Here is a 24769-nt window from a genome sequence, read left to right as displayed (position 1 = left end):
CTTCGTAACTCGTCACTAATAATTAATAACTCGTCATTATAATTTATGTCTATTATTTTAGGTATTGACCCCGGTTCACGCTTCACCGGCTACGGGGTTATTAAACATGAAGGTCGCTCCTATACCTATCTAGGTAGTGGTTGCATCAAAGCGCTTAGCCAAGGCGAAGATCTTGGTTCGCGCTTACAAACTATTTTTGCTGGTGTTTCTGAAATCATTATGCAATTTAAGCCAGATATGTTCGCGATTGAACAAGTTTTTATGGCGAAAAACCCTGATTCTGCACTTAAATTGGGTCAAGCGCGCGGTGCGGCTATTGTTGCGGCGACTAATAATGACTTAATTATTGCTGAATACTCCGCTCGACAAATTAAACAAGCGGTGGTTGGTACTGGTGGCGCAGATAAATCTCAAGTTCAGCATATGGTGAAAACTATTCTTAAATTACCAGGTATGCCACAAGCCGATGCTGCTGATGCCCTTGCCGTGGCAATATGTCATGCTAATAGTCATCAAAGTCTAGGTAAACTTGCAGGACAAGCAAGTAAAGTTGTCAGAGGAAGACTGAGATAATTCAGTTACGAGTATCGAGTTACTGATCGCAAACTGCTTTGTTCGTAACTTTTATGCTCGCTACTCGAAACTGCTGTTTACTGTATAAATATATAGTGATATGCTTTTATTCACTTAATCATTACTTGTAGGTTATTAACTGTGATCGGTCGTTTATCAGGTACTATTGCTGAAAAATCCCCTCCTGAAATCCTTATTGAATGTGCTGGCGTTGGTTATGAAGTTACTATGCCGATGACGAGCATCTATGGATTACCTGAATTAAATGAGCCTGCTGTTATTTATACTCATTTCGTTGTTCGTGAAGATGCCCAGTTATTATACGGATTTGCTAATAAAACGGAGCGTAAATTATTTCGCTTATTGATTAAAGTCAATGGGGTTGGCCCTAAGTTAGCCCTAGCCGTATTATCTGCTATGTCAGCTGATCAATTTGTTAGTTGTGTTAGACACGATGATGTTTCGGGTATCGTAAAAATACCGGGTGTAGGTAAAAAAACGGCAGAGCGTTTATTAATTGAAATGCGAGATAGGTTAAAAGATTGGCACGTATCATCAACGCCAGCAACTGATGCTATGCCTGTGCAATTAAGTAATGAGCATACTTTTGTCAATTCTCTTAACGATAACGCCTATAACAACAAAGGTGATGCTACTAACGCTTTAATATCGTTAGGTTATAAACAGGTGCAAGCAGATAAAGCGGTTAAACTTGTTTATACTGATGGTATGTCGAGTGAAGATATTATTCGTCATGCGTTAAAGTCAATGTTGTAACTGCGCAACTTGTTGCTGTATCGTCCAATTTCTTTATCAGAAGTACTCACAAATTCTTCGGGAAAGAATTTGAACATCCAACGGATGGCCTGAAAGGCGGAGTACAGGATGTACGGAGTAATGACTAACGTCAACTCCGTGCTCCTTCTTTTAAATTGAACCATACATCTTAAAGTTGAACAGTTACATAAGTAAAAATCTGTACCTAACAAATGTTTAAAAAGTAGGAATAAAAATGATCGAAGCGGATCGCTTAATTGAGCCAGCTGCCAGCATTGAAGACATAGGGGTTGATCGTGCGATCCGCCCGAAAATGCTTAGTGATTATACAGGCCAAGCCCATGTTAAAGCGCAGATGGAAATTTTCATTCCTGCAGCAAAGAAACGTGGAGAACCACTTGATCACTTACTTATTTTTGGTCCTCCAGGCTTAGGAAAAACAACGTTAGCGAATATTGTTGCCAATGAAATGGGCGTTAATATTCGTACAACCTCTGGCCCGGTGCTTGAGAAGGCAGGGGATCTAGCTGCACTGTTAACTAACTTAGAAGAAAATGATATTTTATTCATTGATGAAATTCATCGTTTAAGCCCTATTGTGGAAGAAATATTGTATCCGGCAATGGAAGATTATCAGTTAGATATTATGATTGGTGAAGGCCCTGCTGCTCGCTCGATAAAGTTAGATTTACCTCCTTTCACACTCATTGGCGCCACAACACGCGCTGGGGCATTAACTTCACCATTACGCGACAGATTTGGCATAGTACAACGGCTAGAATTTTATAACGTGCAAGACTTAACGACCATAGTTAAACGTTCGGCACATTTTTTAAATTTAAGTCTTGATGAAGAGGGGGCTTTTGAAGTGGCTAAACGCTCGCGTGGAACGCCTCGTATCGCTAATAGATTATTGCGACGGGTGCGTGATTATGCAGATATAAAAACCCATGGTTTGGTCAACAAAGAAACTGCGGCAGCCGCACTTGATATGTTAGAAGTAGATCATGAAGGCTTTGACATTATGGATAGAAAGTTACTGCATGCCATTATTGATAAGTTTATGGGTGGGCCTGTAGGGCTTGATAATGTTGCTGCGGCTATAGGAGAAGAGCGAGAAACCATTGAGGATGTGCTTGAGCCATATTTAATTCAACAAGGTTTCCTACAACGCACACCTCGGGGACGTATCGCTACAGATAGAGCCTACGATCACTTTTCAATTATTAGGCCGAGCCAGTAAAATAATTTTCTGATCAAGAAATAAGTAACCGTATTATTTTATATTGTAGTGATAACTTAAGTTATTTAACTCTTATCTACGGACTCTTTTTTTCCACGCTTTTATCACACTGTAACGCCATAAACCTTGAATGATAAAGTAGCCAAGTATGGCAAAAGTTACCGCTAAAACCCCACAACCTAATAAAAATGCCGGCCCAATGGTTGATAAACTGTCAACTACCCATTGCCAGCTGGCCTCAAAGTTAAACTCTTGTGTTGTTTCTCCTATTAACCATGAACCAACAATATAACAAGCATAAAATATAACGGGCATGGTGAATGGATTTGTTATCCACACAAGAGCGATTGAAAGGGGGAGATTAGAATGTACTAAAATGGCAGTACCCGCAGCTAACACCATTTGAAATGGAACAGGTATAAAAGCAAAAAACAAACCAACGGCAAAAGCTTTCGCAACAGAATGACGATTCATATGCCATAAGTGGGGGTTGTGCAATAAGTTACCAAAAACTTTTAAATGTTTATTGTCTTTAATACTTTGACTGCTTGGCATAAAGCGCTTAATTAGTTTTTTTGGCATATACTTATTATTATCTTTAAAACTTTGTATCCAAACTAACGCTGTAAACATTATAGGAAATATTTCGTTCACTATGGATTGGTGGTTAGCTAGTTTTTTTCTTGGTTCTATATTGTCACTATTTATACCAATAGTGCCAGATCTTTTTGTGCTATTTTTACTTATTTCACTTTCAATCACCTTTTTTTCTTACAAACCTTTACGTTTAAGTTCGGGTTTGTTTTTTGGCGCTAGCTGGATGCTATTCAATGCCTTCAATTATCAAAGCCTCTGGCAAGAAAATAATTTAAATTCACTGGAGCTAGCAGAAGCACCTCAATGGGTACAAGGTAAGGTGAGTAGCTTACAATCTTCAGCTGATCCTATTCAAATTAATCGTGATAAAAAACCGCTTCGCTTTAATCTAAACGTTACCCATCTTAATTCAAAAAAACTAAACACAATAATAAAAATACGACTAAGTTGGAAAAATGCCAAATTTGCTGTGCAGCAAGGGCAAGTTGTTAAATTAAAAGTCAAATTTAAACCTGCACATGGTTTGGCAAATATAGGTGGATTTAGTTATCAAACATGGCTGAGGAGTAAGCGAATTCTTGCAACAGGTTATGTTGTTAATGATAAAAATAATAATGTGCTAATGAAAACAAACTCAATACGACAACAGCTTTTTAATACCTATAAAAGTTTATTACCTGAACATGATCTATCACCATTATTACTCGCGTTAGGCTTTGGCTCTCGAAGTGAGTTGAATCAAGAGTTATGGCAAGTTTTGCAAACTACAGGAACAGGGCACCTTATTGCTATTTCAGGCTTACATATTGGTTTAGTCGCTACAGGTAGTTACTTTTTTATTATGCTGATTATTCGTTTGTTACCATTAAGTATTTTTAATCATTTACGTTTTTTTCAAACGATTAACATTCGCTACTTTGTTATAACGGTAAGTTTAGGTGTTGGAATAATCTATGGTTATTTAGCGGGTTTTTCTTTGCCAACAATACGAGCATTACTGATGCTCAGTATTTATTGGTTTTCACGAACGTTAAGTCTACATATTTCAATAAAACGTTGGCTGCTCCTAACGCTGTTCTTGTTAACACTAATGACACCTTTTAGTTTATTTACCGCCAGTTTTTGGTTATCTGTTTATGCCGTATCTATAATCTTTCTTACTTTATGGCGCTTTAAAAATATGCTCAATAGCGGTAATACTGTTTGGCGATTTATTAAAGGGTTATTTGTTATTCAATTGAGTTTAACTGTGATGTTATTACCCATTAGCGCGGTGTTTTTTCAGCAAGTTTCTTTAGTCGCGTTGTTGGCCAATATAATAGCAGTGCCTTGGATGAGTTTTTTTAGTATTCCGTTGTGCTTATTATCAGTATTAGTAATGCCTTTTTCTGAATCAATATCACAGTTTTTGATGGCGTTTTGTATCGATAGTCTACAAGCGCTATGGCATTATTTAAGTTATTTGTCACAGCAAACATGGGCAGTAGTAAAACTTTCAAATATGAATATTCAATTGTTGGTATTACTTGGGATTATGAGTGTTTTTTATTTGTTTTTTCAGCTCCCCATAATGAACCGTAGTCTTGTTAATTATCAGCGAAAATATGTTAAAAAGTTGTTTGTGGGGATCAACGTTAGTATTTTGTTATTTTTTACCTTGAATATTCAAAGCAATAAATTTAATGAACAAGAGAGTACTAACGATACAAACTGGCAGCTAGTTGTTTTTGATGTTGGACAAGGTTTATCTGTATTGATTCAACGAGGAACGAAGACCATTTTATACGATACGGGGGCTGCTTACCCTAGCGGATTTACCATGGCTAATGCCGTGATTTTACCTTATTTACAACATAGCGGTGTAGCGCATTTAGATAAAATGATAATCAGTCACAGTGATAATGATCATGCAGGCGGCTTAATCGAAATACAAGAATCAATGGTTATAAATGAGTTAATCTATAATGATAAGCAAACAACAAAAAATGCTGTTTGCTTACAAGGGAAGTCATTTGTTTGGCAAAACCTCCATTTTGAAATGCTTTGGCCAAAGAGCATTGTAAGCGAAGAAAATGATGACTCTTGTGTATTGTTAATTTCTGATGGCAAGCATAATGTGTTACTAACGGGAGATATATCGAAAAAAGTTGAAGCTGCTTTACTACAACAATATCCTGATCTTAATACTGATATTTTAGTTGTGCCTCATCATGGTTCTAAAACCTCATCAAGTGATTTGTTTATTACTACGTTACAACCAGCATTTGCTGTTGTGAGTGCAGGTTATTTGAATCGTTGGCGTATGCCTGTAGTGGAAGTTGTTCAGCGTTATCAACAACACAATGTTAAATTACTTAGCACTGCAAAATCTGGCCAAATTATATTTACACTGTCGGAGCATGGTATAAATAAGCAATCTTATTACCGTGATTTGTGGCCCTTTTGGTTTGCTCATTAGTGTTTATATCCACTTCATTAGTTATTTTTGAATACCAATATAGGAAATGTTGTTAATGTAAATCCCTTTCATAAATTTGACTTTTATGAATAGTTAATGATAAAAAACGAAATTGATAAAGTATCTGTTCAAGAAGAAATATGACCTGTAAAGAGTATAATTAATGGAAGCTAATACCGACATTTTAGGATAATAAAAACAAGGAATAAAAAATGAATAAATTTAGATTATCAATAGTTGCTTTTACTGTTATTTCAGTAACAGCCTGTTGTCAACAAAAAACTGATGATAAACATGAGTCAAAAGCAGTTGTAAGTAGTGTTTTATTAGAGCAAAGAGCGGCTCTTGCTAGTAACACTAAAGAGCAAGGTTTTGGACCACAATCGCCAAGAGATATCGATTTAAAGCAAGGTACTAACACGCGTGATTTTAGTACTGCTCCTGCTCATACTGAAATGAATTTGTGTAATATTCATTTTCATAAAAATGCCGAGCATAAAGGCGGAGAATTTACTTTATTTGCAGGTGATGGTGATGGCCATGGTTATGGCAGTGGCTATAAATATTCAGGTAAATTAAATGAAAAAGAATTGATGCCTGTAAATGGTAATATATGTCCGAGTAAACATGGTGGCCTTTCTTCTGGTGATACCATTGAAGTTCATTATGTTCATTCAACAGCTAAAGTGACACCTGGCCCCACACTAGGCTCTTGTTTGAGTGATTCAATCAAAAACCCTGAACTGCGTGTTGAAACCCAAGTTTTTGTTTTAGTAAATGACGAAAATGCCTTGAACTTTAATGACTTATCAAAGCATGAAATGATAAAAGATTTAGCTCAAGCAGTAAACATCCCTAGTAACACAGGGGTACCAATTCAATATGCTGGCTCGACTACGGGACCTAGTTATAACGAAAAAGGATCTCCCTTTCAGGTTTCATGGAGTGTAAGACCGAAAGTTGCTAAAGTGAATATAACGTCGGTTGGAAAATGGTGTGAAGGTAATATATTCAATGAAGATCATGCTCACGGCGTGAGAAATTTAGTTATAAATCCAGATTTATTGTCTAATATGTAATTCCTTAATATATTAGCTTCAAATCTGAGATTTATATAAAGCTCGCTCATTCGTGGCCGAGTTTTAAAATCCTTGCGGTCGTTAGGATAATTGTCCTTATAAACTCTATTGTCACAACCAAAGTATATAATGGAAAATTTGCCGGTACTACCCGTGTCATTAGCCAAAGTTATTGAACAATTAAACGATGAAGAGTTCGATACAGAAGTGTTAATTTCACTGATCCAACAAGAGCCAGTAATTGCTGGCAAAGTCATTGAGTTAGCCAATTCTTCATATTATAACCGTAATAATAAGAATATAACTGATCTTAAATCGGCATTTATGCTGCTTGGGGCAAATGGGCAAATGGGCTAATGGAAGGTGTGGTTAATGGCTTTGTAAGTAAATTCACTCTTCAATCGCAAATATATTTCAAATAGTATGGTAATAAAATATGGAAGCACAGTTTTACTACAGGAGTGATTGCTAAAGAATTAATAAACAGATCTGAGTATAAGCAGGAGTCAGCGCAAGGATATCTTATAGGTTTGATATGCAACTTAGGGGATATGATTATTTACCAACTATTAATGGAATCCTTCGCTTATGTTCATCCTGACTGTCAGCCAAACTCATTTGCTTTTAAAAACCTGTTAATTAAAAATTAAAAAAAATAACCTACCACATAGCCAAATACTGGGGATTCCCAAGTTCAATTTTAAATATAATAAGTGAGCTAGAGCTTATGTTTGAAAATAGAGAAATCGATAGTGATGGCTTAAACGAAGAAATTTTTTTTGGTTTTCAGTGATGAAGCAAAAGATTATTTAGAGAAACCTTTCAATAAAGAACCTCAGGTTTAGCTCTCGCTTTACAGGTCATACAATCTCCTATTTGGTAGAGATTGCAAGCCCCTTAGAATTACTGGGTATATCAACGAATACCAAACACTTAGCATTCATTGATAATCAATGGTCGCTAGGTTGGCTAATCAAATAGTTCAGAAAAATCATCTTCTAATTCTTCAAAATCAGTAGAAGTGAGACCTAAAACATCAAGGACACTCTCTTTTATTACTTCCCAATCTGGGGAGATTTTAAACCGTTTTACTCTTTCTACCATATGTTCAGCCATTTTTAATGTAGCGAAGGTTAATTGTTCATTGGTACCTGATGTTTCAGCAAGGTAGTCTGATTCATGATGCTGGAAATCAATGAACAGATCTCTTTTGGTAGATGCCAAGAAGACGCTATGTAGTAACCTAAAACGGCATGATTAGTACAATATTTTTGCTCTTCTAGTTTAATTGAATTAATTCCCAAACCATTTGCCTCAATTAGGACACTTTTATAATCACTAAATTTAAGTGCTAATAACGGGATACCACAATTTATAAATAAACCAATGGTATACAACATATCAACGGGGGGTATTTTGTAATCTATTACCAACAAATGCCATGGCATTAGCAACATCAAGCGAGTCATCCCAAAAACGCTCTAAGGATATGCAAGAATTCCCTTGAAATGATGATTTCAATAATAACGCAGTTACTAAGGCATTGATTGTTTCTAATCCTAGTATTATAACGGCCTGTTTTAATTTTGAAATCTTTCTACTCATTCCGTAAAAGGGTGAATTAATGATTTTTAAAATAGCCGAAGAAAGACCAACATTATTTGAAATCAAGTTCGCAATACTTTCTACATCGGGTTCCACCGCATCAAGAAGTAATTGCATATCAGTCAATATTTGAGGCTTTACGGGGATTTGAAAACTAGAAACGACTAACGCCATTTTTTATTATCTAATTTAATCATTTATATACTTGTTAATTATTATTTAACTTGAGTTCGGCTTAATAAATGTCACGCTAGCCATATTCTTACTGGTTTCTGCGTTAAATTTACTTTCCTATTGATACGTAAATTCACCTTGAATTAATCAAAAACTATCAAGCTAGAGATGGTTATATTATTTATGTTTTAAATTTCAACCTATTAAGTATCTCTTAAACCATCAAATCAAGTTAATTACTTTGGTGTTTATAAACTGCCTTAGTTTTGGGAAAGTTTAAATCGTTTGTTATCTAATTAATATATATTTATACGCTTTATTGTTAATTCGTTACTACCATATAGTCATTCAAGTAATGAAGTATTTGGTTATTTTAACCAGTAGAAATGATCATATAATTAGTGAGGTTGGTATTACTATGAGAAAAATTTGGTTGTTGACAGGAATCACGTTAAAATCAAGATATTGTGAATAAATAATACAAAATGAGAAATATTAGCCAATGGCAATACCATCAGCAAAGCAAAAATCAACTATTGATTTATCCGCAACTACATGGCAAAACTTCAAACGTCTACTTTCTTATGCGAAACCCTATAAACTCGGTTTTGTTGCCGCTATCGTGGGTATGTTTGGCTACGCCGCCATTGATGTATATTTTCTATCAAAATTGCAACCGCTTATTGATGATGGTTTAGCAGGCGCTAATCCTGATTTTATGAAGTGGGCGCCGTTATTTGTAGTCGTGGCATTCTTTTTTCGGGGTATTTTTCATTTTGTTGCTAATTATTGTTTAGCTTGGGTAGGTAATCATGTGGTTACTGATTTAAAACAAAATTTATTTGAACATATTATGGCAATGCCTGTCTCTTTTCATGATAAAGAGTCAACAGGTGGACTAATTTCCAAGCTTACTTTTGATACCGAACAAGTATTAAATTCAGTCAGTAAATCAATTTTAGTGATTGTTCAGCAAAGTGCCTTTGTTATCGGTTTAATTGGTTTGATGTTTTTCATTAGCTGGCAATTATCAGTCATCTTTTTACTTGTTACGCCATTAATAGCCATTATTGTTACCATTGTCTCAAAACGTTTTCGTAAGGTAAGTAAAAGCATTCAGGGGGCGATGGGCGAAGTAACAACAGCAGCCGAACAAACGTTCAATGGCCATAAGGTTGTACTCACTTTTGGTGGACAAAAACGAGAGTTTGCGCGTTTTGCAAAAATTAATAAACATAACCGCCAACAACGTATGAAATTAACAGCAGCTAAAGCTGTTAGTGTACCGGTGATTCAAATTATAGCCTCATTTGCCTTAGCATTTGTTTTTTATGCTGTTAATTCTGATAGTTTACGAGAGAGTATTTCTGCGGGTAGTTTTGTCAGTGTTATCACCTATATGACTATGCTATTAAGACCCTTAAAAATGCTAACCAATGTTAATAGCGAATTTCAAAAGGGTATGGCCGCTTGTGTTAGTATTTTTGCCGTATTAGATCAAAAAACAGAAAACGATCAGGGCTCGCTTGTTTTTGAAAAAGCACAAGGGAACATTGCATTTAAAAATGTTGATTTTTCTTATGGCGTTGTTAATGAAAAAGCAGGGGATACAAAGTGGGCTTTGAAAGATCTTTCTTTTGAATTAAGTCCTGGAGAAACACTTGCCCTAGTAGGGCGTTCTGGTAGCGGTAAATCTACAGCGAGTGCATTATTGTTACGCTTTTATGACGCTAACCGGGGTGAAATATTAATTGATAACGTTAACATTGAACAATACCAATTAAAAAGCTTAAGACATCAATTTGCTTATGTTTCCCAGCAAGTTGTGTTATTTAACGATACGCTAGCTAACAATATCTCTTACGGTAAGCCAGAAGCTAGTCGAGAAGAAATCATTGCCGCAGCAAAAAGTGCCCATGTGATGGAATTTTCTGAGCAAATGGAACATGGGCTTGATACTAACCTAGGGGAAAATGGTGCTTTGCTTTCTGGGGGCCAAAGACAACGCGTAGCGATAGCGCGTGCCTTATTGTGTGATGCGCCATTTTTGATTTTAGACGAAGCGACTAGTGCCTTAGATACTGAATCTGAACGTCATATTCAAGATGCTTTGCAAACCTTACAAAAAAATAGAACGTCAATTGTCATTGCCCATCGTTTATCGACAATTGAGAATGCAGACAAAATCATTGTAATGGAGCAAGGAGAAATTATTGAGCAAGGGGATCATCAGTCATTACTTGCTAAAAAAGGTGCTTATGCTCAGTTACATAACTTTCAATTCCAATCGTAATTTATTATCTGATGTTGATATTAAGGTTTAGAGTGAATCACTTTATTAACGAGCAGTGATACCAGTTCCACTAAATTATTGCCCACTTGTGCTAGTTAAAATACTCCAAGTCGGCGTTGCTCTCAATCCCAATAGCCAGCTATTGGTCAATCAAGCGCCTTGCCCTGAAATATTTTTCCTGTGCACAACAAGATCATATACTTAATGAAACTGGTACTACTATGCGATTAATTGAAAAAGTTTGGTTTGAAAGCCACCGTGCAAAGTGGTGGCTAGTACCTTTATTATTGCCATTAACCGCATTGTTTTTTTTACTGAGTTCCATTCGCCGTTTTGCTTTTTACCTTGGTTTATTTAAATCTTATTCAGTGAGTAAACCCGTTATTATTGTCGGTAATATTGGCGTAGGTGGTAATGGTAAAACACCTGTAGTGATCCATTTAGTTGAACTAGCTAAAACACTGGGTCTTAAACCGGGTGTTATTTCACGTGGTTATGGAGGTAAAGCTGAAACTTACCCTTACTCATTATCAGAGCTCAGTACTACAGAGCAAGCAGGCGATGAACCCATTCTTATTTTCAAGCGTTGCCATGTGCCCGTTGTTGTTGGTAGTGATAGAGTGGCTAATGCACAAAAGTTAATTGAGCTTGGTTGTGATGTTATTATCAGTGATGATGGTTTGCAGCATTATCGTTTACAACGGGATCTAGAATTAATAGTGGTTGATGGTAAACGTCTTTTTGGTAACGGGTTACTATTACCAGCAGGCCCTTTACGAGAAAGTAAGTCGCGGTTGAATAATGCAGATGTTGTTATTTTTAATGGTGAATGTAATACGAGAGATGGTGATTGTCAGATAAGAGATAAATCATCATTAATGACCTTAGTGGCGACTAAGTTACGTCATATTCAAACAGATAAAGAGATTAGCTTAACTGAGTTTTTAGCTAATCATGTAGAGGTAAATGCGATTGCGGGTATTGGCTCACCACAACGTTTTTTTGATACCTTACAGAGCTTAGGTTTTAATTTAGTAAAACAGCAAGGTTTTATTGATCATAAAAACTTCACGCCTAATGACTTTAATCAATTTAAAAATGATTTACCGCTATTAATGACTGAGAAAGATGCGGTAAAATGTCAAGCATTCGCAAAAGATAACTGGTGGTATCTGCCCGTTGATGCGCAGTTTTCTGAACAAGATGAACAAGTATTAATACAACATATTAAGCAGTTAGCATCGTAACTAACTAACTAACTAACTAACTAACTAACTAACAAGCACTAATAAAATACAACAAAGAGAATAAAACAATGGCTTTCGATACAAAATTAATGGAAATATTGGCTTGCCCAGTGTGTAAAGGTAAGCTTGATTATGATAAAGCTCAACAAGAGCTTATTTGTAAATTTGATAAATTAGCTTATGCAATAGATAGAGATATACCTGTGCTGTTAGAAAATGAAGCACGTCACATAGCTATTGATAATGACACCGCTGAACAGGAATCATAAACATATGACTGGTGCTACTTTGGCAAATGCTACTCTGACCAATACGGATAGCTCTTTTATTGTTGTGATTCCTGCGCGTTATCAATCATCTCGTTTACCGGGAAAAGTTTTAGCGGATATTGGCGGTAAGCCTATGATCCAATGGGTTGTTGAAAAAGCGCAACTCAGCGGTGCGAGTAAAGTGATTGTCGCAACCGATAACGATGAAGTAGAACAAATTGTAAAAGCCTTTGGTGGTGAAGTGTGTAAAACGCGTGCAGATCACCAATCAGGCACTGAACGTTTGGCTGAGGTGATGGAGCAATATCAGTTTAGTGATGATGAAATCATTGTTAACGTACAAGGAGATGAACCTTTTATTCCACCAGAGAATATTGCGCAAGTGGCGAGTAACTTGGCACATCAACATAATAACGCTACGGATGATACCTCTCGTGATATTGTTAATCGAGGACGTAAAATTTCTCGTATGTCGACTCTAGCGATTAATATCGACTCAGTTGAAGAAGCTTTTAATGCTAACGCGGTGAAAGTGATAACCGACAAAGATGGTTATGCTCTTTATTTTAGCCGAGCGACAATTCCTTATGATCGTAACCGTTTTCTTAATAACGATCAGATAAAAGAGATAGGTGAGTTTTATTTACGTCATGTTGGTATATATGCTTATCGTGCCGGTTTTATTAAAGATTATGTTAATTGGCCAACAAGCCAATTAGAGCAAGTTGAAGCGCTTGAACAATTGCGAGTACTTTATCAGGGTGAGAACATTCATGTTGCTGTAGCAAAAACTAATGTGCCCGTTGAAGGTGTTGATACACCTGAAGATTTAGCTAAAGCTAGAGCCTACGCGGCGAGTTTATAAGCTTTATAAATTTACTAATTCATCACGGGTATTTTGTAAAAAATCAGCACTAAAAGCGACTAAAGAATGCACTGAACTTGGGAGTTGGTCAATGTCGATAGCATCGATTAAATTTTTAACTTCTAATCCCAGTTCAGTATCGCCTTCAATCTTTAAACGGCGCTGAAAGAATAAAGTATCGGGATCTTGTTTGCGCCCAGCAATCAATATTAAATCATCACCGGTAGCACTAAAGCTCACATCTTCAGTTAGTTTACTGGCAATCAATTCATTCATCGATGCCATTACCAACTTGTCTTTATCAAAACTTAGCCACCAATTTAAGTCTAAATCGATAATAGAGATTTTTAACCATTTATCTTGTAAAAACTCAAAATCACCGTCTTCAATAGGCTCTTGAAAAACAGAAGATAATGCCGGTAATAACAGTGCTTTCTGTGCTGAAAATGGTAATAAACGTAGGCTAGGGCGTAATATTTTAGGCATTATGTCTATCATGCGCGAACGTAATTTGAGTGGGACCCTTCCTATCGTTTGCTTGTTATTGGAAATTAAGTTATCGGGGATTAAGCTAACAGCCGCTTGAGGTAATGAGGACAATTTGAACACGTTTTAGCACCTAGACTTAACTTGTATTGATTAGTATTTTCACAGTTTACCAGTCGGTTAATAAACTTTGCTGCCCTAGATCAAGTTTTCTTTAATACATATCAATAAAGCCCTACAGATAAACCCATAGACTATCGAGTAAGTTTTTCATCTTGTTCATTCAGTTTTGATTACAATTTAGATTGGAGTTTTTTGTGGAGCTATTGTGTCCGGCGGGTAATTTACCTGCCTTGAAAACCGCCATAGATAATGGCGCAGATGCGGTTTATATTGGTTTAAAAGACGATACCAATGCGCGTCATTTTGCTGGCCTTAACTTTAATGATGGTAAATTAGCAAAAGCTGCTGATTATGTGCATGAACGAGGTAAAAAGCTACATGTTGCCATAAATACCTTTGCCCATGCTAATGGTGAAGATCGTTGGAAAAGAGCCGTGGATAATGCGGTTGCTATGGGGACTGATGCGTTAATTATCGCTGATTTAGGTGTACTTGATTACGCCGCGAATAAATATCCTGATGTTGAACGACATGTGTCGGTACAAGCATCAACGACTAATCTAGAAGCCATTAAGTTTTTTAAAAATAATTTTGATGTAAATCGCGTAGTACTACCGCGCGTATTGTCAGTGCAACAAGTGAGACAACTCGCTAAAACTAGCCCTGTTCCGCTAGAAGTATTTGCTTTTGGCAGTTTATGCATAATGGCAGAAGGGCGTTGTTACTTATCTTCTTATATGACGGGTGAGTCTCCTAATACGGTAGGAGCATGTTCTCCGGCTAAATATGTGCGTTGGCAAGAAACTGAGCAAGGATTGGAATCACGGTTAAATAATGTGCTGATAGACAGGTATCAAAAAGATGAAAATGCTGGTTATCCAACCTTGTGTAAAGGGCGTTTTGACGTTGACGGTGATGTTTATCATGCACTTGAAGAACCAACGAGCTTAAATACTTTAGAGCTGATTCCAGATCTAATGGCCATGGGCATCGTGTCGGTTAAAATTGAAGGTCGTCAACGTAGCCCTGCCTATGTTGAACAAGTAACTAAAACGTGGCGTATGGCACTTGATCGATGTAAAAAAAATCCAGATAACTTTCAAGTTGATGGTGCTTGGATGCAAACCTTAGCCAATTTATCTGAAGGTTCACAGACCACGTTAGGTGCATATCACCGTAAATGGCAATAATCGTCTTTCATCTTGTCGTTGTATTACCCAATTTATTTGTCAGAAGTACTCACAAATTCTTCGGGAAATAATTTGAACACCCGAAGGGTGGCCTGCAAGGTGGAGTACAGGATGTACGGAGTAATGACTGGCGTCAACTCCGTGCTTCTTCCTTTAAATTGAACCATATACCCGTTCCATTTGAAGATGCAGGATTCAGCTGGAATTAGAAACGCCTTTAGGCAAGGCATTGATTGAGGAGAATGGTTATTCCCTTCTCAAAATCAATAACGCAGTATAAAGCGTTTCTAAACCAGCCCCTTGGGGAAGGCTGAGCAAACCATACTCTACGTTACATTTCTTTTTAAGGGAATAACCCTTAATAAAAAAATGTGTCTTGATTATGAATCGCTCAGACTTCCTGAAACGAGCATCTTCAAGTGGAGCGGGTATATATCTTAAAGCTGAATAACGATCAGGTTAGCGATAACTTTAAATATTTAGGAAAAACTATGAAATTCTCTCTTGGGCCAAATTTGTTTTTTTGGCCAAAAACAGATGTTGAACAATTTTATCAACAAGCAAAACACTCTAGCGCCGATATTATTTATCTCGGTGAAACAGTCTGTTCAAAGCGTCGAGAATTAAGAGCAAAAGACTGGTTAGGATTAGGCCGAGAATTGGCCCGTGATACCAATAAACAAATCGTTATTTCAACGATGACATTACTAGAATCTCCGGCTGAGATCGTTACCTTAAAAAAACTCTGTGATAACGGTGATCTTTTAGTAGAAGCCAATGATTTAAGTGCTGTACAAATTATGCATGACTTAAACATGCCCTTTGTCGCAGGCCCAGCGATTAATTGCTATAACGTATCTACGTTAAAAGTACTGCTTAAACAAGGAATGATGCGCTGGTTAATGCCTGTAGAGCTTTCGGGTGATTGGTTAAAAACAATGTTAACCCAAGCTGTTGACGAAAACATTCGTGATAAATTTGAATGTGAAGTGTTTTCATGGGGTTATTTGCCCCTTGCTTATTCCGCTCGTTGCTTTACTGCACGCTCAGAAGATAGGCCAAAAGATGATTGTAAGTACTGTTGTATTAACTATCCGCAGGGTCGAAAAATGAATTCGCGAGAAGGAGAACAAGTTTTTGTGTTAAATGGCATTCAAACTATGTCTGCTTACCAGTATAATCTAATTAATGAAGTTGCTCAGCTTAACGACATGGGTGTTGATATTATTCGTATCAGTGCCGATAGTGAACAAGCCTTTACTCAACTAGACAAATTTAAAGCGCAATTACTTACGCCTAAAACGTATTCTTTAGAAACTGATAAAGAGTGTAATGGTTTTTGGCATCAAATTGCGGGTATGTCGGTTGCGTAAAATTGTTAACATGGCGTTATGAGTGACGATTAATATTAATACAGGTTAGATAAAAATATGTTTACCTTAGATTTAAACCAAATGAGTCAAAATGAATTCTTAACACAATATTGGCAGAAGAAGCCTGTTGTCATTAAACAGGGATTTAAAAACTTTGTCGACCCAATATTACCTGATGAATTAGCCGGTTTAGCGATGGAAGAGGCGGTAGAGTCGCGTTTGGTGTATAAAAATGGCGATGAATGGCAAGCTGAATTTGGTCCATTTGAAAAGTATGAGCATCTTGGCGATAACAACTGGTCATTAGTGGTACAAGCCTTGGATAACTTTAGCGAAGAAGCGGCAGAAATAATTGAGCCTTTTCGATTTATTCCTCACTGGCGATTGGATGACTTAATGGCTAGTTTTGCTACTGCTGGTGGTGGCGTTGGTCCTCACGTTGATAATTATGATGTATTTATTTGTCAAGGCTCAGGCAAGCGTCATTGGCGTGTTGGTGCTAATAGTAAACAGACCGAAGTGATTGCCCATGAGGCGCTGCTGCATGTTGAAGCATTCGAAGCGATTATTGATGTTGAATTAGAGCCCGGAGATATTCTTTATATTCCCCCTGGCTTTCCCCATGAAGGTATTGCATTAGAGCCATCAATGAGTTTTTCTGTTGGATTTCGCGCAAATTCCACTGTGAGCTTATTAAGCGCATTAGCCGATCACCTTATTGATAATGAATTGGGAACCGAGCTACTTGAAGATACCGATCGTCAAGCCATCACTCATAGCGGAGAAATTACTAATAATGATTACCATAGTCTTAAAAGTCAGTTAAGCAACCTACTTGAAAATGAACAAGTGTTTAAAAGCTTTGTTGGTAAATTTTTAACCAATGCCAAGCATGAATTAGACTTAATGCCCAGTGATGAGCCGTTTGCTCGTGATGAAGTGTCACAGTTACTCACTATTCATAGTATTAAGCGTTTAGGTGGACTTAGAGCGTTTTATTTTGAAGACACGATTAACGACGGTGTTTTTTATATCAATGGTGAGCAGAAGAACGTTTCTAGCGATATTGTTCCTGTGATTAAATTATTATGCGATCAATCCATCGTCACCTCAGATGAATTAGCACCATGGTATGACAATGAACAATTTCTTATCTTAATGATAGAGTTACTTGATCAAGGTTTTTGGTTTTGGGTTGAGGCAAGTGAATAAGCTAGAGGACTTAAATATTGCGATTAGATAAATTTATTTGTAAAAGTACTGAATTAACACGAAGTGAAGCAAAAAAGTTACTTAAAAGTGGTGAAGTTAGGGTTAATGGCGACATTGCAAAAAATCCCGCTATGCAGGTACATGAAAATAATAACATTGAAATTGATGGTCAAACGTTAACAGCTCGTGGTTCACGTTATTTTATGTTACACAAAGTAGCCGATACCATTTGCTCTAATGTTGATGAAGGCTATCCATCAGTATTAAATTTTCTTGATGTTGATAAAGCGTTTGATTTGCACATTGCAGGGCGTTTGGACGCCGATACCACAGGCTTAGTACTAATTACAGACGATGGCCGTTGGTCGCACAATGTTATTTCACCTAAAAAAGAATGCCAAAAAATTTATCGGGTATGGCTTAGAAATCCAATCACCGTTGAAAAGTCAATTGCACTTATTGAACAGTTTACCCAAGGCATACAATTACAAGGTGAATCATCTTTAACTAAACCGGCTATTTTAGCATTAGTGACTGATACCGACGTTGATAACGAAGTACTGTTAACCATAACGGAAGGTAGATATCATCAAGTTAAACGAATGTTTGCAGCAGTAGGAAATAGAGTTATTGGTTTACATCGAGAGCAAATTGGCACACTTAAATTAGCAGATTTAACGCCGGGTGAGTGGCGTAATTTAACTGAAGAAGAAGTAGCGGAATTTCATTGAACATCATTCACTTGATGAACGTTGAATTTCCACTTTCAGGTCTTGATTACTTAGCTTTTATTTACGGCATTAAATTTTGCTAATTGTTCTTCAGTGGCAGGTAGTTGATGCTTTTCTTTCCATTCACTATAGGGCATGCCGTAAACTTGCTCGCGAGCAGTATCAATATCAACGTTAACACCTAGCTTCTCAGCTTCCGCTACCGTCCATTTACTAAAACAATTTCGACAAAAGCCTGCTAGGTTCATAAGCTCTATATTTTGTACATCTTTACGGTTATCTAAGTGGGCTAATAAGCGGCGAAAGACTGCTGCTTGAATTTCAATTTCTTTATTCATGGTTATCCTTTTTAATAAAACTGTTATATCAACGAGTGATTTATTTACCCAAGGCATTTATCATTCAAGATAAACCCTTCATCTTGATGTTTTTTGGGTATATGAATAACAGGTGTTTAATCATAGCCGTAAGGCTTTATTTATCTTCTTTCTTTTTTCGAATACTAAGACCGAGCTCTTGTCCTCTATATTTCGCATAATAGCTACAGCCTAAAAACATCATAGTGGCAAAAATCAGCTCTAATACTGCCCAAACCCTATCGTTTGGTAATACCCATAATGTGGTTAAACTATGTAAAAAATAAATAAGTACAATAAAGTTTGCCCAAGCATAGGTAAATGGATTGCCTTGTAATAGCCCTTTTAACGGAAATAGTAATGGTAAAACAAAGAGTAATAACGTTGTTGAAGCACTTAAACCCTCACTAGGAGATAATACTAATAACCATAAAGGCATAAAAAAAAGTAAAGAAAAATAGCCAAAGAGTGCTATTTTTTTCAAATTGTTGGTGGATATTTTTTGTTTGTTCATTTGTTCGCTATTACCTATTTAATTAGCATAAAGCCAAAACATTTTCTGGTGGACGACCAATAATTGCTCTATTGCCATCACTAACAATTGGACGCTCAATAAGCTTTGGTGTAGTAACCATTGCATCAATTAATTGCTCGTCACTCGCATTTGCTAAGCTTTGCTCTTTGAATTCAGGATCTTTTACCCTCATCATATCACTAGGTTTACATGAGAGTAGCGATAAAAGCTGTGTAATCTCTACTTGTGTTAGCGGCTGTTTAAGGTATTCAACAATGGTAAGTTCTTTAGCCGAGTTTTGTTGGATTAACTCTAGTGTTTGACGACTTTTAGAGCATCTTGGGTTGTGATAAATAGTTAACATAAGTTTGTTTCTTTTAGTAAAGTTTAATAATTAATGGTGAATACGTACAATTGCCTATAAGCGTTTTAACTTATTCTCTTGTTCTTGAAATTGTAAAATGCGTGCTTTTATCCGTTTTTGTAGTAATGGTTGTTCTTCTACTAAGCTATAGCTGGTTTGTAATTCATCAACAGCTTTGCTGTAGGCACCTAACAAAGCTAATACTTCAGCTTTAGCTGTATGCATTAAGCCTTTTTTATCTTGCTTTCGATAAACGGTGGTTAATAAATCATAGGCAATGAAGTTACCTGAATTCACGAGTAAAAAGTCTTGTAATACCGTCTCTGCTTGCTCATATTTGCCTGCACTCAATAACGCGTTACCATAATTTAAGCTGATAACTTGATTATTAGGCATATATAAAGCTAAGTTGGCCAAAAGTGTTAATGCTTTATCATACTCTTTCAATGCCAAATAAACATCGGTAAGTACATCGATATAAAACAGGTTATGTTTATCCTGCTTTAGTAAAGATTCAAGCAGTGTTTTAGCTGAATGATATTGTTTATTTTCAAGATAAGATACTGCTAATCCGTATTCGGCTGCAGCTTTTAACCTATATTTTTTCTTACTCAATTGTTCTTTGAAATAACTTATACTCTGTTTTGGCTTAGCTTGATAACGCGCTTGAATTCTAGATTTAGCTAATTCAAACTGTAAGCTTGGTGCTAGCTGTCTAACGGGATAGTTGTGCGCGCGTTGTCTCGCATCGGCAATACGAGACTCTGGCAATGGGTGAGTTAATAACATTGCAGGCGGCTTGCTTGCATAGCGATACTTTGCGGACATTTTACTAAAAAAGCTTGGTGCGCCTTGAGGGTCAAAGTTACTGTTCGCTAATAGTGCAATACCAACTCTATCTGCTTCTTTTTCATTGCCACGGGTATAGTTGATACTAGCTTGTTGTGATGCCGCCATCGATGCACTCAATGCTGCCATGCCAACAGTAGGGTTTACTAATGCTAATAATATTCCAGATACCATTCCTGCCATTGATAATGTTTGGCTTCTACTCTGGGATTCTATCCTGCGTGCTAAATGACGTTGAGTAACATGAGAAATTTCATGAGCAATGACAGAAGCAAGTTCACTTTCAGTATCTGCTGTCGTTAAAAGACCACTATGAATGCCAACATGACCACCAAAAAAAGCAAAGGCATTGAGTTCATTATTATTGATTAAAAAAAACTTAAAGGCGTAATTAACATCTTGGGCATTTTTAACTAATTGATTACCTAAATGGTTAATATATTCTATTAATACAGGGTCTTGAATTAGTGGTTGGCTAGCGCGTAATTGGCGCATCATGGCTTGGCCTATTTGTCGTTCTTTCTCTAAAGAAAGGACACTAAAGCCTGAAATACCTATTTCGGGAAGTTTGTTTTTATTATTCTGACCATTGGCCTCAACATTAAAAGAGCATGAACTTGCAATCACTACTGTTAATGCACAAGCAAGAAAAAATGGCTTAATATTAAACAATACGGTTTCCTGTTATTAAATAAAGAGCATAAATAAAATAGAGGGTTAAAAGAATATGAAAATAAAAAATTAATTCTCAGAAGGCTTTTGAGTGACATCGCTATTTAGTATGTTGCCATTTCTTCGATCAATTTCTTGATAGAATTCGGCAATGCTATAACCTTCGACCTCAACAAGCTCAAAAGATTCGGATAATATTTTAATTAATTTTTCAACGCTATAATAAGCATATTTGATTAAAGCTAAGTCTGCTTCATCGCCATTTTGGTAAGTAAATATTGAAAAGGCAACTAAGCTATTTATTCTAAAAAGCATACGCATGCTTTCTGGCAGCCATGTTTGAAAAGGGCATGTATGCTCTCGCACTAACGGATGGTTAATTCGCTCACCATCAACGATAGGGTAGCAAAGTAACTCATAGCCCATATCATTATAATCATGGCGTAAAATTAATTTAGGCTTAATTTTTACCTGTATATTACCATCGCTATCTCTATAGCCATTTAATGCCTGCAAATTCCATGTGTTACGATCTAAAATAGTTTTATAGGCACTATCAAATCCATGAGATAAAATACCGTCTAATTCACTTAATGATGAGGCCACTAAGCTATAGATTGCAGGAACATCTCCCCAATTTAATTTTTTTTTAAGGGCGTTAATTTCTTTTAAGTTAGGCTTTTTAGCTAAGCTACTCATTTAGTTTTATTTCCTGCTATTTTAATGACAGCACTTAAGATAGTATGTCAGCGATAATTGTCTCAGATTACCTTGTTAAAAAAAAGCAAATAGGTAAAGAAATATAAAATGATCTTTGAATATGATGCCAGTGATGAGAAATGCCCTCTGCCATTGGTTAATTTACGTTTACAATTAAAAAAAATGCAAAAGGGTGATATTTGTCTTTTAACCATTGCGGATAAAGGTTCAATTGAAGATATCCCCAAACTACTTAACAAGCTGGGTTACAGTTATAACCAAAGTCTTATTGACAATGGTAGGGTTAAAATTACCATATCAAGTAAATAAAACTAATCTCAATTTTAAAATAGGATAAATATGTTTAAGTTGTTCCGCAACTGGTATACACGTCATTTTTCAGATCCTCATGCGGTGACATTAGTGCTGATTTTGGCATGTTCATTTTTATTTATTGCCTTGTTTAGTCAACTACTTATGCCAGTATTAGTTGCCTTGGCGATAGCTTTCTTATTAGATTTACCTGTAAATAAAATGGTAAACCTTAACTTATCTCGTACGGGAGCGACGGCCTTCGTCGTGGCTACTTTTGTCGGTATTTCGTTAATTTCAATGTTTGGATTAATGCCTATTATCTGGAAACAAAGTAGTAGTCTATTGCAAGAAGTACCGCATATGATCTCTCAAGGTCAGCAGTATTTATTAACGTTACCTGAACAATACCCTGATATTATTCAAGCATCGCAAATAGAAACGTTTATTGCTGCAGTAAAAGAAAAACTGCTTGAGTGGGGGGAGTTAGCGCTAACGGCCTCTTTAAATTCTATCTCTGACATAGTTGCTATAATGATTTATCTCATTTTAGTGCCCTTAATGGTGTTTTTCTTTCTTAAAGATAAAAGTGACTTATTGGCTAGTGTGGCTGTTTTTTTCCCAAAAGAGCGCCGTATGGCGATACAAGTTGGTAAGGAAATGAATCAGCAAATAATGAACTATATTCGTGGCAAAGTGATTGAGATTTTAATTGTTGGTATTTCAACAACCATTGCTTTTATTCTCCTTGATTTACAATATGCCGTTTTATTAGGGGTATTGGTTGGTTTGTCAGTATTAGTACCTTATGTAGGTGCGACTGTAATCACTATTCCTGTCTTTTTAGTTGCCTTGTTTCAATTTGGTTATAGTAATGAGTTAGGCTATGTGATGTTGGCATATGGTATCATTCAAGCACTTGATGGTAATGTTATTGTGCCATTATTGTTTTCTGAAGCGGTTAATTTACACCCTGTCACTATTATCATAGCGGTTATATTTTTTGGCGGGTTATGGGGCTTTTGGGGAGTGTTTTTTGCTATTCCATTAGCGACATTAGTGAAGGCTGTCATTAATGCGTGGACTTCTACTACGCAGACAGAACAAGAGGCGTAACTGTTAACGATATTTTTGAATATAATAACGGTAAGTATAAAGCTCACTTACCGTTATTATTCACATTATTTAGTTAATTCATTTAATACATCTAGTACTACTTGATGATGATCTTTGGTTTTGAATTTATTAAATACATGGCTAATTTTCCCATCTAAGCCAATTAAAAAGCTTAAGCGGTGTATACCATCGTATTCTTTACCCATAAATTTCTTTAAGCCCCAAACACCAAAATCATCGGCAACTTTGTGATCTACATCAGATAACAAGGTGAAGTTCAATTCATCACGCTGACAAAATTTAGCTAAGCGCTTTGGCTCGTCAGGGGATATACCGAAAACTACCGTGTTTAAATCGTTTAATTGTTGTTTAGTATCGCGAAGACCTTGTGCTTGAACTGTGCATCCGGGTGTCATTGCTTTTGGATAAAAGTAAACTAATACTTGTTTTCCATTTGACCCAATATAGTCATTTAGAGATACAGGGTTGTCATCTTGATCAGGGAGAGTGAAGGCTGGAGCTGTATCGCCTACTTGTAATGTATTCATTATTTGAGTCCTAAAATTAATTGTAACAACTTCGTTATCTATAAATATAATAAAGCTCAGTAATTATAGTTATAAAGGCAACCTAAAGCATTAACTAACTTTATAAATATCAATATGTCCTATCTTTTTGCCTTCAGAAGAACCCCCATGATAATATGGCCTTTTAAAATTGTACTCAGTATCAGTATTCTTTGTAATATAAACACCCCTTATTTTCTCTCTTGTAAAAGTAGACATTGAGAACTTTAAAGCACTTTGAATATCTTTTAAAACATGGTTATCCTGTTGAAGGTTGCATACACGCTCTAAATTATCGAAGTGAAGTATTGTATCATCAAGATTATTTAATTGTTTTTGTTTAGAGTTTACAGATACAAAAGTTGTCAATACCATTCAACCCGCTATAAACAAACCAATCATAGTATTCGTTTCCAGATCCATAAAAATTCCTAAGCTATTTTTAAAGCCTAAAATTAGCAACGTATAAAATTGCCGACTCAATTTTTACATCAAACAGCGAAGGAATACTTCGAAAGGATTACTACATACCAACCCATTTACCAGCTGATGTTTGAGGGTTCGATCTTGTATTGATTTTCGGTCATATAATTATTCCACAACAGATTTATTATTTTACATGCCTATGCACATAACTCAGGTGGTGTGACAATAAGAGCAGTGAACTTTATGAATAGATAGTTCAAGTTACACTGAACCCATAAAGTTAGGTTATTTAAGTGTTAAGTGTCACATTAGCCGATTTTTCATGCTCTTCCTGAGCTAACTGCATAGGCATGTTATTTTATATGAAACTTAATATTTAGACTGTAAGTTAACTCTCAGATTTTTTTATTAATTGTAAGTGACCCTAGAAAGTCTATTAGTCGATGGATCTTATGAGTGTATTCGATTGAATACCCCCTGTGTCAGGATTGTTGTCGCCTCAATTAATTTAGTAAATAAACAGGGAGCGGTAAGTTAACAACAGTGTACTATCAAAGGCATTCAAGCCAATTTAAAGAAGCAATATTAAATAAACTAAGT

At 36.2% G+C, this 24769-nt stretch carries 29 protein-coding genes; 17 read left to right on the top strand and 12 right to left on the bottom strand.

Annotation, left to right across the window (positions count from 1 at the left end; all coding sequences use genetic code 11):
• Positions 1 to 45 precede the first annotated feature (45 nt).
• From ruvC to ruvB, 3 genes are all read left to right on the top strand, one after another.
• Positions 46 to 573, top strand: a complete 528-nt coding sequence (gene ruvC / locus DWA31_RS13415; RefSeq protein WP_114327083.1) for a crossover junction endodeoxyribonuclease RuvC — start codon at positions 46 to 48, stop codon at positions 571 to 573.
• A 141-nt stretch (positions 574 to 714) separates the two neighbouring features.
• Complete coding sequence (gene ruvA, locus DWA31_RS13410) at positions 715 to 1350, top strand: Holliday junction branch migration protein RuvA (protein ID WP_114327082.1); 636 nt, start codon at positions 715 to 717, stop codon at positions 1348 to 1350.
• A gap of 235 nt (positions 1351 to 1585) precedes the next feature.
• Positions 1586 to 2593, top strand: coding sequence for a Holliday junction branch migration DNA helicase RuvB (ruvB, locus tag DWA31_RS13405; protein ID WP_114327081.1), 1008 nt, complete (start codon positions 1586 to 1588; stop codon positions 2591 to 2593).
• A 72-nt stretch (positions 2594 to 2665) separates the two neighbouring features.
• Here the strand turns inward: ruvB and DWA31_RS13400 are convergent, their stop codons facing one another.
• The gene (locus tag DWA31_RS13400) at positions 2666 to 3175 is read right to left on the bottom strand and encodes a DUF2062 domain-containing protein (protein WP_114327111.1); all 510 of its coding nucleotides are present in this window, start codon (positions 3173 to 3175) and stop codon (positions 2666 to 2668) included.
• A gap of 73 nt (positions 3176 to 3248) precedes the next feature.
• Between DWA31_RS13400 and DWA31_RS13395 the strand changes: the two genes are divergently transcribed.
• From DWA31_RS13395 to DWA31_RS17890, 4 genes are all read left to right on the top strand, one after another.
• On the top strand, positions 3249 to 5648 hold the full coding sequence (locus tag DWA31_RS13395) for a DNA internalization-related competence protein ComEC/Rec2 (protein WP_114327080.1): 2400 nt from the start codon (positions 3249 to 3251) through the stop codon (positions 5646 to 5648).
• Positions 5649 to 5860: 212 nt separating this feature from the next.
• Positions 5861 to 6727, top strand: a complete 867-nt coding sequence (locus tag DWA31_RS13390) for a delta-class carbonic anhydrase (protein WP_114327079.1) — start codon at positions 5861 to 5863, stop codon at positions 6725 to 6727.
• 129 nt (positions 6728 to 6856) lie between these two features.
• Entirely contained in the window at positions 6857 to 7084 is a 228-nt protein-coding gene (locus DWA31_RS17725; RefSeq protein ID WP_114327078.1) for an HDOD domain-containing protein, read from the top strand.
• Positions 7085 to 7161: 77 nt separating this feature from the next.
• Complete coding sequence (locus DWA31_RS17890; protein ID WP_114327077.1) at positions 7162 to 7377, top strand: HDOD domain-containing protein; 216 nt, start codon at positions 7162 to 7164, stop codon at positions 7375 to 7377.
• A gap of 319 nt (positions 7378 to 7696) precedes the next feature.
• On the opposite strand, the gene DWA31_RS17235 is transcribed toward DWA31_RS17890, so the two are convergent.
• From DWA31_RS17235 to DWA31_RS13370, 3 genes are read right to left on the bottom strand one after another with little or no spacing between them, the layout of a single operon-like run.
• Positions 7697 to 7951 carry a hypothetical protein gene (locus tag DWA31_RS17235; RefSeq protein WP_168427343.1) on the bottom strand — a complete coding sequence of 85 codons (255 nt, stop codon included), beginning with the start codon at positions 7949 to 7951 and terminating at the stop codon, positions 7697 to 7699.
• On the bottom strand, positions 7861 to 8127 hold the full coding sequence (locus DWA31_RS17885; protein WP_168427344.1) for an HDOD domain-containing protein: 267 nt from the start codon (positions 8125 to 8127) through the stop codon (positions 7861 to 7863). The genes DWA31_RS17235 and DWA31_RS17885 overlap by 91 nt, the downstream gene beginning before the upstream one ends.
• Before the next feature lies 1 nt (position 8128).
• Entirely contained in the window at positions 8129 to 8506 is a 378-nt protein-coding gene (locus tag DWA31_RS13370; RefSeq protein WP_114327075.1) for an HDOD domain-containing protein, read from the bottom strand.
• Between the two features lie 535 nt (positions 8507 to 9041).
• On the opposite strand from DWA31_RS13370, the gene msbA reads away from it, so the two are divergent.
• The 4 genes from msbA (at position 9042) to kdsB (ending at position 13180) form a co-directional block, all read left to right on the top strand.
• Positions 9042 to 10799, top strand: a complete 1758-nt coding sequence (gene msbA / locus DWA31_RS13365) for a lipid A export permease/ATP-binding protein MsbA (RefSeq protein WP_425451893.1) — start codon at positions 9042 to 9044, stop codon at positions 10797 to 10799.
• 221 nt (positions 10800 to 11020) lie between these two features.
• Positions 11021 to 12046, top strand: a complete 1026-nt coding sequence (gene lpxK, locus DWA31_RS13360) for a tetraacyldisaccharide 4'-kinase (RefSeq protein ID WP_114327073.1) — start codon at positions 11021 to 11023, stop codon at positions 12044 to 12046.
• A gap of 68 nt (positions 12047 to 12114) precedes the next feature.
• The gene (locus DWA31_RS13355) at positions 12115 to 12315 is read left to right on the top strand and encodes a Trm112 family protein (protein ID WP_114327072.1); all 201 of its coding nucleotides are present in this window, start codon (positions 12115 to 12117) and stop codon (positions 12313 to 12315) included.
• 4 nt (positions 12316 to 12319) lie between these two features.
• Positions 12320 to 13180 carry a 3-deoxy-manno-octulosonate cytidylyltransferase gene (gene kdsB / locus DWA31_RS13350; protein ID WP_114327071.1) on the top strand — a complete coding sequence of 287 codons (861 nt, stop codon included), beginning with the start codon at positions 12320 to 12322 and terminating at the stop codon, positions 13178 to 13180.
• Positions 13181 to 13183: 3 nt separating this feature from the next.
• Here the strand turns inward: kdsB and ubiT are convergent, their stop codons facing one another.
• A complete protein-coding gene (ubiT, locus tag DWA31_RS13345; protein ID WP_245942625.1) occupies positions 13184 to 13789 on the bottom strand; it encodes a ubiquinone anaerobic biosynthesis accessory factor UbiT in 606 nt (201 codons plus the stop codon).
• A gap of 194 nt (positions 13790 to 13983) precedes the next feature.
• On the opposite strand from ubiT, the gene ubiU reads away from it, so the two are divergent.
• From ubiU to DWA31_RS13325, 4 genes are all read left to right on the top strand, one after another.
• Positions 13984 to 14979: a ubiquinone anaerobic biosynthesis protein UbiU gene (ubiU, locus tag DWA31_RS13340; protein WP_114327070.1), complete on the top strand. Its 996-nt coding sequence runs from the start codon at positions 13984 to 13986 to the stop codon at positions 14977 to 14979.
• Positions 14980 to 15470: 491 nt separating this feature from the next.
• Complete coding sequence (locus DWA31_RS13335) at positions 15471 to 16352, top strand: U32 family peptidase (protein ID WP_114327069.1); 882 nt, start codon at positions 15471 to 15473, stop codon at positions 16350 to 16352.
• A gap of 57 nt (positions 16353 to 16409) precedes the next feature.
• Positions 16410 to 17564 carry a ribosomal protein uL16 3-hydroxylase gene (locus DWA31_RS13330; RefSeq protein WP_114327068.1) on the top strand — a complete coding sequence of 385 codons (1155 nt, stop codon included), beginning with the start codon at positions 16410 to 16412 and terminating at the stop codon, positions 17562 to 17564.
• Positions 17565 to 17581: 17 nt separating this feature from the next.
• Positions 17582 to 18295: a pseudouridine synthase gene (locus DWA31_RS13325; protein ID WP_114327067.1), complete on the top strand. Its 714-nt coding sequence runs from the start codon at positions 17582 to 17584 to the stop codon at positions 18293 to 18295.
• Between the two features lie 50 nt (positions 18296 to 18345).
• On the opposite strand, the gene DWA31_RS13320 is transcribed toward DWA31_RS13325, so the two are convergent.
• The 5 genes from DWA31_RS13320 to DWA31_RS13300 form a co-directional block, all read right to left on the bottom strand.
• Positions 18346 to 18633, bottom strand: a complete 288-nt coding sequence (locus tag DWA31_RS13320; RefSeq protein ID WP_210725600.1) for a DUF1244 domain-containing protein — start codon at positions 18631 to 18633, stop codon at positions 18346 to 18348.
• 136 nt (positions 18634 to 18769) lie between these two features.
• Complete coding sequence (locus tag DWA31_RS13315; RefSeq protein ID WP_114327066.1) at positions 18770 to 19165, bottom strand: DUF2069 domain-containing protein; 396 nt, start codon at positions 19163 to 19165, stop codon at positions 18770 to 18772.
• 22 nt (positions 19166 to 19187) lie between these two features.
• The gene (gene arsC / locus DWA31_RS13310; protein ID WP_114327065.1) at positions 19188 to 19529 is read right to left on the bottom strand and encodes an arsenate reductase (glutaredoxin); all 342 of its coding nucleotides are present in this window, start codon (positions 19527 to 19529) and stop codon (positions 19188 to 19190) included.
• Between the two features lie 54 nt (positions 19530 to 19583).
• On the bottom strand, positions 19584 to 21050 hold the full coding sequence (gene bepA / locus DWA31_RS13305; RefSeq protein ID WP_245942624.1) for a beta-barrel assembly-enhancing protease: 1467 nt from the start codon (positions 21048 to 21050) through the stop codon (positions 19584 to 19586).
• Positions 21051 to 21119: 69 nt separating this feature from the next.
• Positions 21120 to 21749 (bottom strand): hypothetical protein, encoded by a 630-nt coding sequence (locus DWA31_RS13300; RefSeq protein WP_114327064.1) that lies wholly within the window; start codon positions 21747 to 21749, stop codon positions 21120 to 21122.
• Between the two features lie 108 nt (positions 21750 to 21857).
• On the opposite strand from DWA31_RS13300, the gene DWA31_RS13295 reads away from it, so the two are divergent.
• Positions 21858 to 22079 (top strand): sulfurtransferase TusA family protein, encoded by a 222-nt coding sequence (locus DWA31_RS13295; protein ID WP_114327063.1) that lies wholly within the window; start codon positions 21858 to 21860, stop codon positions 22077 to 22079.
• Positions 22080 to 22109: 30 nt separating this feature from the next.
• The gene (locus DWA31_RS13290) at positions 22110 to 23177 is read left to right on the top strand and encodes an AI-2E family transporter (protein ID WP_114327062.1); all 1068 of its coding nucleotides are present in this window, start codon (positions 22110 to 22112) and stop codon (positions 23175 to 23177) included.
• 65 nt (positions 23178 to 23242) lie between these two features.
• Here the strand turns inward: DWA31_RS13290 and bcp are convergent, their stop codons facing one another.
• Together bcp and DWA31_RS13280 are read right to left on the bottom strand one after the other, a co-directional pair.
• Complete coding sequence (bcp, locus tag DWA31_RS13285; RefSeq protein ID WP_114327061.1) at positions 23243 to 23725, bottom strand: thioredoxin-dependent thiol peroxidase; 483 nt, start codon at positions 23723 to 23725, stop codon at positions 23243 to 23245.
• Between the two features lie 90 nt (positions 23726 to 23815).
• On the bottom strand, positions 23816 to 24112 hold the full coding sequence (locus DWA31_RS13280; RefSeq protein WP_136037998.1) for a hypothetical protein: 297 nt from the start codon (positions 24110 to 24112) through the stop codon (positions 23816 to 23818).
• Positions 24113 to 24769 lie beyond the last annotated feature (657 nt).

This window comes from Candidatus Colwellia aromaticivorans, assembly GCF_003333305.1.
GTDB lineage: Bacteria > Pseudomonadota > Gammaproteobacteria > Enterobacterales > Alteromonadaceae > Colwellia > Colwellia aromaticivorans.
This window is presented reverse-complemented; position numbering and strand designations above follow the sequence as displayed.